Here is a 15,691-nt window from a genome sequence, read left to right as displayed (position 1 = left end):
CAGACACGATCCGGCGTGGTCGATTGAATCGCTTCGTGTGAGGATGGGGATTGCGTTGGCAGGAGACGATGTAGGAGCTCGAGGACCGGTGCGCCGCGCTCTGGACCTGCTTTATCTCGGCGCGGGCTACGCCGCGGGCGTCTTCCTGGTCGCAATCTTCGCAATCATGATGGCCATGTCCGTCGGGCGCCAGTTCGCGATCAACATTCCCGCCGGCGATGATTTCGCGTCTTGGTGCATGGCGGCGATGGCTTTCCTCGGTCTCGCGCACACATTCAAGCGCGGGGAGATGATCCGGGTGGGACTCTTGCTGGAACGCCTGCACGGGCGGACCAAGCAGATCGCGGAGATCTTGGCGCTCGGGATTGCCACCGCCTTCATTCTCTATTTCACGCGCTATGCCGTGCAGATGACTTACGACTCCTGGCGCTTCAACGATGTGGCCCAGGGCGTCGTCGCACTTCCGCTCTGGATTCCGCAGCTCGGCTTTGCCGGTGGCCTCGCGATCCTGTCGATCGCGCTCATCGATGAATTGGTCAATGTCGCCGGCGGCAATCGCCCGAGCTACGAGAAGGGCTCGCCGGACGAGACGCCGGACGAATTCATCGAGCGCATCTCGCAGGGCGGCGGAGGTTGACCATGGCCAATCTCGGCATGATCGAGCTGGCGTTCGTCCTGCTCGGCGTAATGATTCTGCTGCTGGGAAGCGGCGTGTGGATCGCAGTCTCGCTCGGCCTCGTCGGCTTCGTAGCGATGGCGCTGACGACCAGCTTGCCGCTCGGCGCCGTGCTCGCCACCACAACTTGGAGCGCCAGCTCCTCGTGGACGCTGGCCGCGCTGCCGCTGTTCATCTGGATGGGCGAGATCCTCTTCCGCACCAAATTGTCGGAAGAAATGTTCCGGGGACTGTCGCCCTGGGTTCAGTGGCTGCCCGGGCGGCTCACCCATGTCAACGTGATCGGCTGCGGAATCTTCGCGGCAGTGTCGGGCTCGTCCGCCGCGACCTGCGCGACCATCGGCAAGATTGCGCTGCCCGAGCTCGACAAGCGCGGCTACGACAAGAGCCTCAGCCTCGGATCGCTCGCAGGCGCCGGCACGCTCGGCCTGCTGATTCCGCCCTCGATCCCGATGGTGGTTTACGCGGTCACCGCGAATGTTTCGGTGCTTCAGGTGTTCCTCGGCGGATTCCTGCCGGGCGTCCTCGTGATGGTGCTCTATTCCGGCTACATCATCATCTGGTCGCTGCTCAATCCGAACAAGGTCCCGCCGCGCGATCCGCCGATGCCGTTCCGACAGAAATTGCGAGAGTCGGCCAAGCTCGCACCCTGCCTGCTCCTGATCCTGGCCGTCTTTCTTTCACTCGTGTTGGGCTTCGCCACGGCCACGGAATGCGCGGCATGGGGCGTCACGGGCGCGTTGCTGCTGGCATGGTGGAGCGGCACGCTCACGCGCAAGAATTTCCTCGAGAGCATCATGAGCGCGACGCGCCTCACCTGCATGATCATGCTGATCCTGGCAGGCGCGGCCTACACCACGGCTGCGATGGCCTATACGGGCATTCCGGCCGCGCTCGCCACCTGGGTGCAGGGCCAGCAGCTCACGCCGAGCATGCTCGCACTGTATCTGAGCATCATGTACATCATCCTGGGCTGCCTGATCGACGGCATATCGATGATCGTTCTGACTGCCGTCATCGTGCTGCCAATGGTCAGGCAGGCCGGGCTCGATCTGGTCTGGTTTGGCGTTTATCTCATCATTCACGTCGAGATGGCGCAAATCACACCGCCGGTTGGCTTCAATCTTTTCGTGCTCCAGAACATGAGCGGTCGTGATACGTTCACTGTAGCGCGGGCGACATTCCCGTTCTTCGTGCTATTGCTGGCTGCCGTATTCATCATCACGGAGTATCCGCAGATCGTGATGTTCTTGCCCAAGCTTGCTTTCCCAGACTGATATAGCCGTTTCCGATTGACTGTGAGGAGAAGCCTGATGATGTCTCGTTTAGTTCGCGCATCCTTGATCGCTGGCGCGATGCTGGCTGCAACCCCCGCTTTGGCTCAGACCAAATGGAATCTGCCGGCAGCGTATCCTGCCGACAATCCGCACTCCGAAAACCTGGTGGCCTTCGCCAAGGATGTCGAAGCCGCCACTTCCGGCAAGCTCCAGATCACGGTTCATCCCGGCGCCTCCCTGTTCAAAGCACCCGACATCAAGCGTGCGGTGGTAACCGGGCAGGCGCAGATGGGCGAAGTGCTGTTGTCGATCCACGAGAACGAGGACCCGCTGTTCGGCGTCGACGTCGTACCGTTTCTCGCGACCAGCTTCCCCGACGCGATGAAGCTGTATCAGGCGTCCAAGCCCGCGATCGCCAAGAAGCTCGACGCGCAGGGTCTCAAACTGCTGTTCGTCGTGCCATGGGCGCCCCAGGGCGTCTACGTCAACAAGCCGCTCGCGGCGATCGAAGACATGAAGGGCTTGAAGTGGCGTGCCTACAATGTCGGGACTGCGCGTATCGGCGAATTGGTGGGCGCCCAGTCGGTCACGATCCAGGCGGCCGAGCTGCCGCAGGCGCTGGCGACCGGCGTCGTGAACTCCTTCATGTCCTCGGGGGGCACCGGCTACGACGTGAAGGCCTGGGAGTCGCTCAAGTATTTCTATGACGTGCAGGCCTGGATTCCCAAAGACTACACCTTCGTCAACAAGGCCGCATTCGAGGCACTCGACAAGGCGACCCAGGAGGCCATTCTCAAGGCCGCTGCGACCGCGGAAACCCGCGGCTGGAAGGCCTGGCAGGACAAGAGCACCTGGTACCTCGATCAACTCAAGGCGAAAGGCATGACCGTCGAGCCGCCGAGCCCGGCGCTCAAGTCCGGCTTCCAGAAGATTGGTGAGCAGCTCACGGCCGACTGGCTCAAGAAGGCCGGGGCCGACGGCCAGGCTATCGTCGACGCCTACAAGAAGATGTGAGACCGATGCGGCCTTCCGCTCACCGCTTTCCGGCGCTGGGGCGGAAGGCCATCCGGCAGTTGAATCAGCTCGAAATCGCCTGCGCCGAGCCAACCTCGTTGCGCAGCAGGAATTTCTGGATCTTGCCGGTCGAGGTCTTGGGGATCGGCCCGAACACGACGGCCTTCGGGGTCTTGAACCCCGACATGTGGCTGCGACAGAACGCAATGATGTCAGCCTCGGTCGCGTGTGCACCGTCCTTCAATTCGACGAAGGCGCAGGGCACTTCGCCCCATTTCGGATCGGGCTTTGCGACCACGGCTGCAAACAAGACGGCCGGGTGCTTGTAGAGGATGTCCTCGACCTCGACGGAGGAGATGTTCTCGCCGCCGGAAATGATGATGTCCTTGGAACGGTCCTTGATGATGACGTAGCCGTGCTCGTCGAGCACGCCGAGGTCGCCGGTGTGAAACCAGCCGCCTTCGAAGGCTTCCTTGGTCGCTTTCTCGTTCTTGAGATAGCCCTTCATAACGATGTTCCCGCGGAACATGACCTCGCCGATGGTCTCGCCATCGCGCGGGACTTCCTGCATGGTCTGCGGATTGATCACGGTGACGCTTTCCTGGAGCGGGTAGGGCACGCCCTGCCGGCGCTTCATGCGGGCGCGTTCGGCAGGCGCAAGCTCGTCCCAGCCGGGCTGCTCGGCGCAGACGGAGGCGGGACCGTAAACCTCGGTCAGACCGTAGACATGCGTCAGCTTGATGCCGATGCTTTCGGCGCCTTCGAGCACGGCGACCGGTGGCGCTGCGCCTGCGATCAGGCCCACCAGGCGGCGGACAGCATTTCCTTTCGGCGCATCGGGCGCGTTGATCAGCGTGTTGTAGACAATCGGCGCGCCGCACATGTGGGTGACGCCGTGCTGCTTGATCAGCTCGAAGATCTTGGTCGGCTCGACCTTGCGCAGGCAGACATTGACGCCGGCGGCGGCCGCGATCGTCCAGGGAAAGCACCAGCCGTTGCAATGGAACATCGGCAGCGTCCAGAGATAGACCGGATGCTGACCGAGATTGCCGGCAAGGATGTTGCTGACGGCGTTGAGATAGGCGCCGCGATGGTGGGTGACGACGCCCTTGGGATTGCCCGTCGTGCCCGAGGTGTAACCGAGCGCGATGGCGTCCCATTCGTCCCGCGGCGGGATCGCTGTGAAGTTCGGATCCCCTTGCACGACCGCCGCCTCATATTCGATCTCGCCAATGCGCTTGCCGCCTTTGAACGCGGCGTCGTCGACGTCGACCACCAGCGGTTTCGGACCGCTCATCTGAGCCAGTGCGTCGCTGATGACGCCCGAAAACTCGGGATCGACCAGAATGATCTTGGCGCCGCCATGGTCGAGCTGAAACGCGATCGAGGGTGCATCGAGGCGTATGTTCAATGCGTTGAGCACGGCGCCCGTCATGGGAACGGCGAAGTGCGCCTCGTTCATCGCCGGGATGTTCGGCAGCATGGCCGCGACTGTGTCGCCAACGCCGATGCCCTTGCTCGAGAGCCAGGACGCGAAACGCTTGCAGCGATCGGCGGTCTGCGCCCAGGTGAAGCTGCGTCCCTCGTAGACCGTGCTGACATGATCGGGATAGACGGCGGCACTGCGCGCGAGAAAGCTCAGCGGGCTTAACGGCACGTAGTTGGCCGGAGTCTTGTCGAGCCCGACATTGTACGGGTTCTGCCGCTCACTCATCGACTCACTCCTTAAATGGCGTCAAAGGAATCCAATCGAGATCCAGGGGAAGATCGCGACGATGATCAATCCCACCAGCAGCGCCAGCAGGTAGCCCCAGATCGGCCGGATACCTTCGGCCGGATCGACGCGTCCGATGGCGCAGGCGGCATAATAGCCGACGCCGAAGGGCGGGGCGAATAGTCCGATACCCATGGCCAGAATAATGATCATCGCATAGTGCACCTCGTGCACGCCGACGGCGCGGGCGATCGGAAACAGCAGCGGCCCGAACAGCACGATGGCCGGAATGCCCTCAAGCACGCTGCCGAGAATGGTGAAAGCCAGGATCGAGACGGCGATGAAGGTCGCGGCGCCTCCGGGCAATCCCGTCATGGCGGATGCCAGCGAGCGCGAGAAGCCGGATTGGGTCAGACCCCAGGCCATGCCCGTCGCTGTGCCGATGATCAGGAGGATTGCGCCGGAGAGCGATGCGGTCTCCACCAGCATCGGAAATATCCGCCGCCAGTCGAAGCGGCGGTAGACGAGGAGGCCAACGAGGGCGCCATACACGATGCCGATGGTGGAGACTTCGGTTGCGGTCGCGATACCCTCGACCACGGCGTAGCGGATCACGAAGGGCAGCGCGAGCGCGGGCAGGGCGACGATGAAGGTCCTGCCGATCTCGGATGCCGTGGCGCGGCGGACATGGCTCATGTCCTCGTGGCGATAGCGCCACCAAACCAGCATGCACAGCGTGATCGCAAGCACGACACCGGGCAACAGGCCGCCAGTGAAGAGGGCGGCGATGGAGACGCCCGTCACGGAGCCGATCGTGATCAGCACCAGACTCGGCGGAATGGTCTCGGTTTGGGCGCCCGTGGCCGCAAGAAGCGCGACGAGATCGCCCGGCTTGGCGCCGCGCTCTTTCATCTCCGGGAACAGGACGGGCGCCACCGCCGCCATGTCGGCGGCCTTGGCGCCTGATATGCCGGAGACCAGGTACATCGCGCCGACCAGCACGTAGTGCAGGCCGCCCCTGACATGGCCGAGCAGGCTTGCCAGGAACGCCACCATGGCGCGGGCCATGCCCGTCATCTCGATCAGAACGCCCAGAAACACGAATAGCGGCACTGAAAGCAGGATGAGGTGACTCATGCCTTCGTCCATTCGCCCGACCAGCACCATGACGGGCGTGCGCGTGGTCAGCGCCAGATAACCGAAGATCGCGAGGCCAAAGCCGAATGCAATGGGAACGCCGGCAAAGACGCAGAAGCCGGCGACGCCGACGAAGAAGATGACGAGGTTGAGATTGCCGAGCGGCCGCAGGAGCGGCTCCGAAAGCCAGAACAGGCCGATCACGGCGGCGACGGTGACGAGCGCCGCGGCGACCATCCGGTAATCGGCGGAACGCAGCAGGCGCAACAAGGCGAAGGCCGCCATCAGGCCGATGCCGACCGGCAGCGCCGCAGCTCGCCACATGTTGGAGATCTGCAGCGCCGGCGTCGTGATGTAGCTCTCCTCATAGGCATAGTCGCAGGCTGGCCAGACGATCAGCAATAGAAACGCCAGCGCCGCCGAGGTCGCGACCAGATCGAGATACGCCCGCATCGCCGGCCTGGCGCTGGCGACGATCGCCGTCATGCGCATGTGCTCGGAGCGGCGGAATGCGACCGCCGCGCCGAGCATCGCGAGCCACAGGAAGAGAATCGAAGCGAGCTCGTCGGACCAGATCAGCGGCCGGTGAAAGCCGTAGCGCGCGACCACGCCGGCAAACAGGATCACGATCTCGGCGACGACCAGGATCGCCGCCGGGATTTCGACGACGAGACCGAGCATGCGCTCGGCCGAAGCCAGCAACGAAGGTCGGCGAGGGGACTGAGACGCCGCCTCACCCGCCAGTTCGGTCATTTCGATCCCGACATGAGCCATGACGGCCGCAACGCGTTACGACAGCTTGCCGACGGCCTTTTCCAGGAGGCCCCAGGCCTGCTCGCCATACTTCCCCTTCCACTCGGCATAGAAGCCGGCAGTGCGCAACTTGTCCCGGAATGGCGCGACGGCGGGCTGGTTGAAGGTCAGGCCCTTGCCCGCGAGCTCCTGCTGGAGGCTGGCGTTGAGCTTGGCGGTGTCCTCACGCTCCTTGACGGCAGCGGCATTGATGTTCTTGGCGACCACCGTGCGCACATCCTGGGGCAGCTTTTCCCAGGCCCTGCGGTTGGCCAGGAACCAGAAGCCGTCCCACATGTGGTTGGTCAGCGAACAGTACTTCTGCACCTCGTAGAGTTTGGCGGTCGAGATGATCGCCAGCGGGTTCTCCTGGCCCTCGACGATCTTGGTCTGGAGCGCGGAATAGACCTCGCTGAAATTGATCGAGGCGGGCGCCGCGTCGAACGCCTTGAACATCGAGGTCCACAGCGGCGACACCGGGACGCGGATCTTGAAACCCTTGAGGTCATCAGGGCCGGTGATCGGCTTGGTCGAGGACGTGGTCTGGCGGAAGCCGTTGTCCCAGATCTTGTCCATGACCTCGAGGCCGGCCTTCTTGATCTCGCCGCGCACGTGGGCACCAAGATCGCCGTCCATGGCCTTCCAGACCGTGTCGTAGTCCGGGAACGCGAAGCCGATGCCGTTGATCGACGCGGCCGGAACCAGGGTCGACAGGATCAGGCCGGACAGCGTGAAGAACTCGACGCCGCCGGAGCGGATCTGGCTCAGCATGTCGGTGTCGGAACCAAGCTGGTTGTTCGGGAAGATCTGGAGGTCGAACTTGCCGTTGGTCTCGCTCTTGATCGCTGCCGCCATTTCCCTGGCGCGGACGTTAAGCGGATGGGTGTCAGGCAGGTTGTTGGCGTATTTGTAGGTGAACTCGGCGCTCTGCGCGCGGGCCACATGCGGTGCACCGATGCCGCCCAGGACCGCCGTCGCGGCGGAGGCCTTGAGAAGCGTGCGTCGGGAAAAGCTCATGGGTCTGCTTCCTTGGGAAGTGTGTTGTTGTTGTTGTGAGATGCAAACCTATACGGACGGTCAGCCTGAAGGTCATCAGCGATCTCGCGGGCCCCGCTTATTGCAGCCGGACGAAGTCACGGCAACATCGGCTTTCGGCGCACCGGTCCAATCTCCAAACCTGAAAAACAACCCCATGCACAGTAGCCGTCAAGGATCTGACGCGATCGTCGATGCGTGGAGGCGAAACGGTGCCGAGCGAAGGTAGCGCGGCAACATTTCGATCTAAGTGTCTGATCCGGTGGAAGATAAATTTATTCCATAATATACCTTATGCGAATCCGACTTTTAGGCTGGGCGCGGTTGACCGAGCCGATGTCGTTCGCCTTTCATTTTATCTGCGGCCGTTGGCGACCGGCGGGTCCCCAAAGAAACCGCCTCTACGCCAGGTGCCAATCGCCGTGAGTTCCCTGGAAGATCATCTGGCTTCCTTCGGTGCTGATCGACGGGTCGGGAACGAACGCGCCCCCTTCTACCGCGTTGAACATGAAGTCATCCTGCGCCATCTGGCTCTTTTGGATGCCCTCCAGAAAGATTGATCCGTCGCCCCAGCTCACCAGGACCCCCGTGTGTCCATCGCCGTGGGGAGATAGCGAATCAATGACGCTCACTTCGTTGGGCATGATATCCATGAAGGCGACGTGATCGAAGGCGCCCGGTCCTGGATCGAAACCCGCGACAACAGTGTCGTTACCGCTGCCGTGGGAAACCATGAAAGCGTCGGCGCCGTCGCCGCCGTTGTAGATATCGTCACCCGGTCCTCCTTCGAGCATGTCGTGTCCGGCCCCGGCGTTCAGATGATCGGTGCCCGCGCCGCCCATGAGGTTGTCGGCCATAGCTCCGCCGTAGAGGCTGTCGTCCCCGTCGCCACCGCGAAGGTCGTCCCGTCCGTTTCCGCCGTCCAGGACGTCATTGCCGGCATCTCCCGCAAGATGGTCGTCGCCCCTCCCGCCGGAGAGATGGTCATCGCCCCCCAAACCGAAATAGTGATCGTTCTTGGACGTCGCATGGAACACGTCGTTCTGTCCATCGCTGCCGTACTTGACGAGATTGCCATCGAAAGAGCGCTGGAATTGCGCCGGCGTCTCGCCCGCTGACGGCGGCGCATCCTCGTTACCCTCGTCCTTTACGAAGTGTTCCGCGGCGACGCGGTCGGAATGAGAACTCGTCGGGTCAATCAGGTGCCGATCGTCGGCGAACATGAAGTCATCCTGTGCGAGGTCCGCCTTGAATACACCCTCGAGCAGCACCGAACCGTCGCCCTTGCTCGTATGCCAACTAATCCGGACGCCGTCCCGCGTATCGTTGAAGCGGAACTGCTCCGGTTCGATGTCCATGACCGCAAGATGGTCGAACATCCCCGGACCGGTGCGGAAGTCGGTTATGATATCGTGGCCGCTATCGGGAGAGATCATGAACGCGTCCGCTCCCGGACCGCCGGTTAGAACGTCGTTACCGCGGCCGCCCTCGAGATCACCATGACCCGCACCTTCGTCCAGGACATCGTTGCCGTCGCCCCCGATCAACGTGTCTGCCTGATCGCCACCGTCCAGTTGGTCGTTTCCGGCGCCGCCAACGATATGATCGCTCCCCGCGGCCCCTACGAGATGCTCGTTGCCAACTCCACCGATGAGATCGTCGTCCATCGCTCCGCCGGACAGGCGGTCGTTTCCGGCGCGGCCGAACGCTATGCTCATCTGGTCATCGGAGCCCGCGAACCGGTCAGAGTGCCGGTCACCAATGAAGAGAAGATAGTCGTCGAAGGTCTGGGCGATGGTTTCGTCGACGGAGTGATGATGATGCCGATCCTGGAAACGCCTGCTCATGTGATTGCTCCGGTTGGAGGCCACACGGCGAGTGCTCGACCCGCCTGGACGCGTTCGCGCCAGCCGTCAGAACCGAAGCGCGCCACCGATGTTCCTCATTCGATCGGCGCTAGCGCAGAATAGATTAGTCTCTTTAACGTGGATTAAGCGTTGGATCGGCTTTATGAATCAGCGCACGATGTTCCATCGCGCCGCGGTAACCGAGCACGAGGGCGCAGCGTAGAACACTGAACGCACACCCAGGCGCCCGGTCTGCCCTCCACTCTCCCGCGCGGCTGCAGGCGTGCATCAGAAGACGTCCACGGTGCCAGCGGCCAGTCGGGCGACGAGTTCGGGAGTTCGGCTGAGACCGTCCGACACGAGGGCCTCGACCGGGTTTCTCAACTGGGCGAGCGACGCACCGTTCCGCGTTGCAAGCCTGAGATGAACCAGCGCCGGTTCAGATATCGGTGCGCCGATCTTGCTGACGAGGAGGCAGTGCGCGTGGTCAATGTCCGCAATGGCCGACACCAACGTTTCAGCCAATTGCGTCGCGAGAACATTATAGATCTTACCAACATGGCTGACCGGATTCTTGCCGGCTGCAGCCTCGAGGCTCATGGGTCGGCACGGCGTGATCAGGCCGTTGACACGATTGCCGCGGCCGACCTGCCCGTCATCGCCGGCTTCGGCGGACGTTCCCGTGACCGTTAAATAGACCGACCCGGATGCCGGATCGTCGGCGGCATTGATCGCGATGTGGCACTCCGGAAAGCCGTACTGACTGGCGCAGTCGCGGACCCTAGCGGCCAGTGCGCTCTTCTCCTCCAGATAGTCGTCGATGCCGGCAAGAAATCCTCCGATCATGGCACAGGCGATGGTTAGATCGAGGTGGCTGCCGTTGCGGACCGCCATGATCTTGATGTCCTCGCCCCACGCGGGATGGTCAGATCCGCGATCACGGCCATTTAGCCGCTGCTCGATGGCGCGCACCAGGCGCTCGAGTGGGCTCAGCGGCGCATGACCGACACCAAACGACGTGTCGTTCGCAAGCGGAATGTCTTCGATGCGCCGCCGGGAGTATATTGACCGCAGGTCGTGCGAACCCGGACGGACGAGAGCCTCGATCCGGACGTGGCGATCAACGTCGAGCGCGTGCAGATTGGCCTTTAGCCAGGACTTCGAACCTTCGACGGCAATTGTGTCGATTGGGACAGTCACGCTTCCAAATTCGGCGATGGCGCGCCCAGCCAGGAAGATTCGGATGGGGACCGTGACAGTTCCTCCTCCAAAGGCCGGCACCGCCTGCCCTCCGCACAATAACGCCTTGTCGACGTTGTGATGGAGCACCCGACCGAATTGCTTCTGGTACTCGCGGCAGAGATTCCGAGACAGCATCTCGGCCAGCGCGTCACAGATGGTGTCGGGGTGACCGATGCCCTTACGCTCGACGATCTCGATTTCGTCGTCTGTTTCAAGACGCGAGATTGCGATAGGGATCATGGAGCCGGCCCTCCAGTAGCGGCCTTGCTTCGTGACCTTCGCAAAAAAATGAACCAGTAGGTAATCCCAACCAATACACCTCCAACCATGTTGCCGACTGTTACCCAGGCGAGATTGAACACGGCGCCGCGCACCGTTAAATGCGGAAAATGGGAGGGCGTCTTCCCGATCAGATCCCAAAACGTACCGTCTGCGCCTGACTTGGTCAGGAGTGCAACGGTCAGCAGATACATATTCGCGATCGAATGCTCGAAACCGGTCGCGGCAAAGGCCGCAATCGGGAAAACTATGGCTAGGATCTTATCCGTCGTCGATCGTGCGCCATAGCATAGCCAGGTTGCAAGACAGACGAGTACGTTGGCAAGAATGCCGTGAATGACTGCCTGGGTCGCCGACAAGGATGCCTTTGCATTGGCGGCCGCCAACGCGGTCAGCCCAACCGCTCCACTCCCGTGGTCGTAACCGGCGGCTAAAAAGACGAGCAGCGCGAGACCGGCAGCGCCGACAAAGTTTCCGATATAGACCAGCGTCCATGCCCGCAGGAGAGCACCTGGTGCGACGCGGCCACTCGCACAAGCCATGATCATGAGATTGTTGCCGGTAAAGAGCTCGGCGCCGCCGACGATCACCAGGATGAGGCCTAACGAAAAAACGGTGCCGCCCAGCAGGCGTATGACACCGTATGGCAACACACCTTCGGCGCCGGCGGTCACCACAACGGAGAACATTGAACCAAAACCGATGAACGCACCCGCGAGCACCGCAAGCGCCATCAAGCTCCCGGTTTCGAGATGCGTCTTGTCGACACCAATCTGCTCCGCGCGTTCTGCCATCTCTCGCGGCAGTAGCGCATCGATCGAATTGTGGCCTGTCGCTTCGAACATTCAGAACCCCGACCCAGGATGAGGCGCTTGACTGTCTGTTACGACGGCACTCATTTTGTCCCCCCGCGAGCTGCCTGACACACGACAGAGGCTCCAATGTCGGCGCTCCGCGTTTTCCTGAAGTGTCCGTCTAGAGCACCTCGAACCAGATTTCGCAGGTCGCCACCCTAAGCTCATGCGCCGAGCCGTGAGGCGGAACTCAGCACGTGACCCGGTGCCATTCTGACCAGTCTAGCCGCGCAAGGTTTGATCTATGTCAGACCGCAACTCCCGGCTCCTGCGATCTCGGCTGGAAGCACAAGCTTCCTGGTGCGGCGCTGAGCATCGACGCACTGGGGTGAAGTCACGGGTGACTCGAATGAAACTCGAAACTCGCCGGTGCTAAAGCGGATGTCTGCGACACCGTCCAGTAGCATTGGCAACCGCCGCCCCCTTCTGAGCCGCGATGCGATCTCGGCGCTGCGACGGCAAGGCTAATCTTCCATGAGCGAGCGCATCCAAGCCAGTCTTGAGATGGCCTGTTCTGCGAGCCGCTGCAGGCTCGCGAGGCGAGCCGCATCGCTCGCGCGCTCGGCGCCGTCGAGGTAGGCGTCGGCCAAGGCTTCGGCGATCTCCAGCGAATCCTTTCGCTCCATGGCGGCCGGAAAGCTCCCGAACCCGGCGGCCTCGTCAGCCAACCTGGTTGCTTGCTGGCGGATATCTCGTGCCCGGACGGCGGCCGGGCCGCGCAGACGTTGTTCAATCTCCCCAAGCTGTTCCACCAGACGAAGCTCTAGTCGGCGCGCATCGATGGGCAGCTGAGGCGCGGCGGATGCATCGGCGCTCTCCCGTTCGTGTTGTTGATGATAGGCGCGGCGCCTCTCCTGTCGCAGCGTGGCAACATGACCGAGTTCCTCCCTGGCCATTGCCTCGGACGCCTTCTTGACCTCGGGATCATGCGAGTAGGCTGCCAGATAAGACCAGAAGGCAAAGGCGCGCTCCTCGTTACGGACCGCCATGGCGAGCGCGCGGTACGGCGTCATCAGGCGGGATGCTTTCACCTCTGCGGCTGCTTCCTTATCAAGGGCTTCCGGCGGTTCCCAGCGTACCAACGCGGGATCCGGGCTCTTGCCCCGGCGCGAATGCGACCATTGTGCGACGCTATCGACGTGCTCGCGCTCAGCCGAGGCAAGCCGGGTGAACACGTCGGCAAGATCATCCTTGCCCTGCGCGCGCATGTCCTGGGCAAGAGCGTCGTACTTGTCGGCCGCTTCCTGCTCCATTGCGTGCGCTAGCGCAAAGAGCTCGTCGAGAGACTTCAATACACCGGCAGGCTCAGCGCTCAGTAATGAAGTGCGTAGAAATGGCATGGTCTTGGTTCCCAATGCAGTCGTTTGCTTCGGTTCCCCAAACACGAATCCTTTTCGTCGGGGTTGACAGATGCGGGCGCGCGCGATGATTGTGACACGTCAGCGGCGACAAATCATCGACCAAGAATCGCAACGCATCCGCGGCCCGGTTGGCCGCGCAGATGGCATTTGAATCGACATGTCGAAGCGCCCGGTTGACGATATCGCCTTGGCAAGGCGTGCAGCGCTCGCGCTCGCGGGCTTGCTGTTGGCGTGTCTGACATATATTTCGCCCGCATGCGCGGCCGGTGACTTGCAGACATACCTGCCGAAGATCGCACCTGGCGAGTTCTTCGCCAGCGCGGATCGCTTCGGCCCGCCACAGGGCGATCCGCCAATCGTGCCCGTCTACCGCGGCGATCAACTGCAAGGGTTTGTCTTCCTCAACTCCGATTTCGCGAACTCAGTCGGCTACTCCGGAAAACCGATTCACCTGCTGGCTGGGATCGACCCGAAGGGTGTCATCACAGGGATCAAGCTCGTCGATCACAAGGAGCCGATCGTGCTGGTCGGCATTCCTGAGGCCAGAATCGTCGCTGCCGTGAACGCGCTGATCGGCAAGGACATGAGGCCGGTCGCAAGTGGCGCCGAGAAGCCGCCTCAGGTCGACATCGTGAGCGGCGCAACCGTCACCGTGCTGGTGATGCACGACAGTATCGTCCGCGCCGCCTCCAAGCTGATCCGGAGCGGCCGCGTCGGCGCCGGCGACGGCGCTGCGGCTTCGGCAGCCCTGCCCCCTGTCGTCAAGACTCTCGATCTCGAACATAGTGAAGTGCGTGACTGGGAGAGCCTCGTTGGCGACGGCTCGGTGCGCCGGCTTCATCTCGGCATCGGTGACGTCAACGAGGCGTTTGCAAAATCTGGTAGTGCGGCAGCGAGCCAATATCCCGAACCAGGCGAGGCCAGCGAGACCTTCATCGACCTCTATGTGGCGCTCGTGAGCGCGCCTACGATCGGCCGCAGCCTGCTCGGCGACGATGGCTATCAGCGTCTCAAGGGTCGTTTGAAGCCTGGGCAGCAGGCCATCGTCGTCGCCGGCAACGGCCTCTACTCCTTCAAGGGTTCCGCCTATGTGCGCGGCGGCATCTTCGATCGCATCGAAATCCTGCAGGAAGGCAACAGCACCCGCTTCCGCGATCGCAATCATACCCGGCTTGGTGCGTTGGAGGCCGCCGGCGCGCCCGAGTTCAGGGAAGTTGCCCTATTCGTCACCCCTCCCGAATTCACCCTGGATCCGACGGAGCCGTGGCAGCTCCAATTGCTCGTGCAACGGAGCCTCGGCGGTCGCGACAAGGCCTTCCTGACCTTCGATCTCAGCTACGCCCTGCCCGACCGCTATATCCGCCGCGAGCAGCGTGCGGTGACGGTGCCGGAGAATGCACCGCCTCCTGCTTCGCAGCCTGCCGCTGCTGCCTCTGCCGCCCCGCCAGAGGCAGACGAGCCGCTGTGGATGCGGATCTGGCGATCGAGCACGGTGTCGATCGCCATTACCGCATTCATGCTGGCCGGCCTCACCGGAATCTTCTTCTTCCAGAATCTGCTTGTTCGCCGACCTGTGTTGTACAACTGGGTTCGGCGAGGCTATCTCGCCTTCGTTCTGGTCTGGCTCGGCTGGTACGCGAACGCGCAGCTCTCCGTCGTCAACGTCGTCACCTTCACCAACGCGCTGGTGACCGGCTTCCGCTGGGAATTCTTCCTCGCCGCTCCGCTGATCTTCATTCTATGGGCCGCGACGGCCGGCGGGCTCCTGTTCTGGGGACGCGGCCCGTTCTGCGGCTGGCTGTGTCCCTTTGGCGCACTGCAGGAACTCACCAACACGGCCGCGAAATGGCTGAAGGTGCCGCAAATAACGGTGCCGTGGGGACTGCACGAGCGGCTTTGGCCGATCAAGTACATCATTTTTCTCGGACTGTTCGGGCTATCGCTCTACTCCGTCGACATGGCCGAGCGATTTGCCGAGGTCGAGCCGTTCAAGACCGCGATCATTCTGAAGTTCTCACGAAGCTGGCCGTTCGTCGCCTATGCAGTCGCCCTGCTGGTCATCGGCCTCTTCATCGAGCGTTTTTTCTGCCGCTATCTTTGTCCGCTTGGCGCCGCGCTCGCGATCCCCGGTCGCATGCGGACATTTGAGTGGCTGCGCCGCTGGCAAGAATGCGGTTCGCCCTGTCAACGCTGTGCGAAGGAATGCCCGGTGCAGTCGATCCATCCCGAGGGGCACATCAACGTCAATGAGTGCATCTACTGCATGCACTGCCAGGAACTCTACTACGACGATCATCGCTGTCCGCACATGATCCAGGTCCGGCTCAAGCGCGAGAAATTCGCGGCCATGTCGTCGCCTTCGATGCGTTCAGGCGGCAAGGGTCCGGCGACCGTCATCACCGCCGGCGGTAAGCCCGTCGGCGCTTCAGCCGCCATCTCTCCACCACCACACTGAACCGGAAG

Annotated in this window: 11 protein-coding genes and 1 pseudogene; 4 read left to right on the top strand and 8 right to left on the bottom strand. The window is 62.4% G+C overall.

Annotated elements, in window-relative coordinates; all coding sequences use genetic code 11:
* Positions 1–43: 43 nt before the first annotated feature.
* The 3 genes from ASG57_RS02355 to ASG57_RS02345 are packed head-to-tail and all read left to right on the top strand — an operon-like array spanning position 44 to position 2,967.
* Positions 44–637 (top strand): TRAP transporter small permease, encoded by a 594-nt coding sequence (locus ASG57_RS02355; protein WP_057195584.1) that lies wholly within the window; start codon positions 44–46, stop codon positions 635–637.
* Positions 638–639: 2 nt separating this feature from the next.
* On the top strand, positions 640–1,953 hold the full coding sequence (locus ASG57_RS02350) for a TRAP transporter large permease (RefSeq protein WP_024341839.1): 1,314 nt from the start codon (positions 640–642) through the stop codon (positions 1,951–1,953).
* Between the two features lie 36 nt (positions 1,954–1,989).
* The gene (locus tag ASG57_RS02345; RefSeq protein WP_024341838.1) at positions 1,990–2,967 is read left to right on the top strand and encodes a TRAP transporter substrate-binding protein; all 978 of its coding nucleotides are present in this window, start codon (positions 1,990–1,992) and stop codon (positions 2,965–2,967) included.
* A gap of 64 nt (positions 2,968–3,031) precedes the next feature.
* Here the strand turns inward: ASG57_RS02345 and ASG57_RS02340 are convergent, their stop codons facing one another.
* The 8 genes and pseudogenes from ASG57_RS02340 to ASG57_RS02310 all read right to left on the bottom strand — a co-directional run bounded on the left by ASG57_RS02340 (position 3,032) and on the right by ASG57_RS02310 (position 13,207).
* A complete protein-coding gene (locus tag ASG57_RS02340; protein WP_057195583.1) occupies positions 3,032–4,681 on the bottom strand; it encodes an acyl-CoA synthetase in 1,650 nt (549 codons plus the stop codon).
* Between the two features lie 21 nt (positions 4,682–4,702).
* Positions 4,703–6,592, bottom strand: a complete 1,890-nt coding sequence (locus ASG57_RS02335) for a TRAP transporter large permease (RefSeq protein WP_057195582.1) — start codon at positions 6,590–6,592, stop codon at positions 4,703–4,705.
* Positions 6,593–6,607: 15 nt separating this feature from the next.
* The gene (locus ASG57_RS02330) at positions 6,608–7,627 is read right to left on the bottom strand and encodes a TRAP transporter substrate-binding protein (protein WP_057195581.1); all 1,020 of its coding nucleotides are present in this window, start codon (positions 7,625–7,627) and stop codon (positions 6,608–6,610) included.
* 419 nt (positions 7,628–8,046) lie between these two features.
* Positions 8,047–9,081, bottom strand: a complete 1,035-nt coding sequence (locus ASG57_RS02325; RefSeq protein WP_230646525.1) for a calcium-binding protein — start codon at positions 9,079–9,081, stop codon at positions 8,047–8,049.
* 36 nt (positions 9,082–9,117) lie between these two features.
* Positions 9,118–9,312: pseudogene (locus ASG57_RS38995) on the bottom strand (calcium-binding protein); the annotation flags it as partial.
* 468 nt (positions 9,313–9,780) lie between these two features.
* Positions 9,781–10,974 carry a methionine adenosyltransferase gene (locus ASG57_RS02320; protein ID WP_024341813.1) on the bottom strand — a complete coding sequence of 398 codons (1,194 nt, stop codon included), beginning with the start codon at positions 10,972–10,974 and terminating at the stop codon, positions 9,781–9,783.
* Positions 10,971–11,858 (bottom strand): formate/nitrite transporter family protein, encoded by an 888-nt coding sequence (locus tag ASG57_RS02315; protein ID WP_024341812.1) that lies wholly within the window; start codon positions 11,856–11,858, stop codon positions 10,971–10,973. The genes ASG57_RS02320 and ASG57_RS02315 overlap by 4 nt, the downstream gene beginning before the upstream one ends.
* Before the next feature lie 473 nt (positions 11,859–12,331).
* Positions 12,332–13,207, bottom strand: coding sequence for a ferritin-like domain-containing protein (locus tag ASG57_RS02310; protein WP_024341811.1), 876 nt, complete (start codon positions 13,205–13,207; stop codon positions 12,332–12,334).
* A gap of 178 nt (positions 13,208–13,385) precedes the next feature.
* Here ASG57_RS02310 and ASG57_RS02305 point away from each other — a divergent pair, with 178 nt between their 5' ends.
* Positions 13,386–15,683, top strand: coding sequence for a NosR/NirI family protein (locus ASG57_RS02305; RefSeq protein WP_024341810.1), 2,298 nt, complete (start codon positions 13,386–13,388; stop codon positions 15,681–15,683).
* Positions 15,684–15,691: the final 8 nt, after the last annotated feature.

The sequence above is a fragment of the Bradyrhizobium sp. Leaf396 genome, assembly GCF_001424605.1.
In the GTDB taxonomy this organism is placed as follows: domain Bacteria; phylum Pseudomonadota; class Alphaproteobacteria; order Rhizobiales; family Xanthobacteraceae; genus Bradyrhizobium; species Bradyrhizobium japonicum_C.
This window is presented reverse-complemented; position numbering and strand designations above follow the sequence as displayed.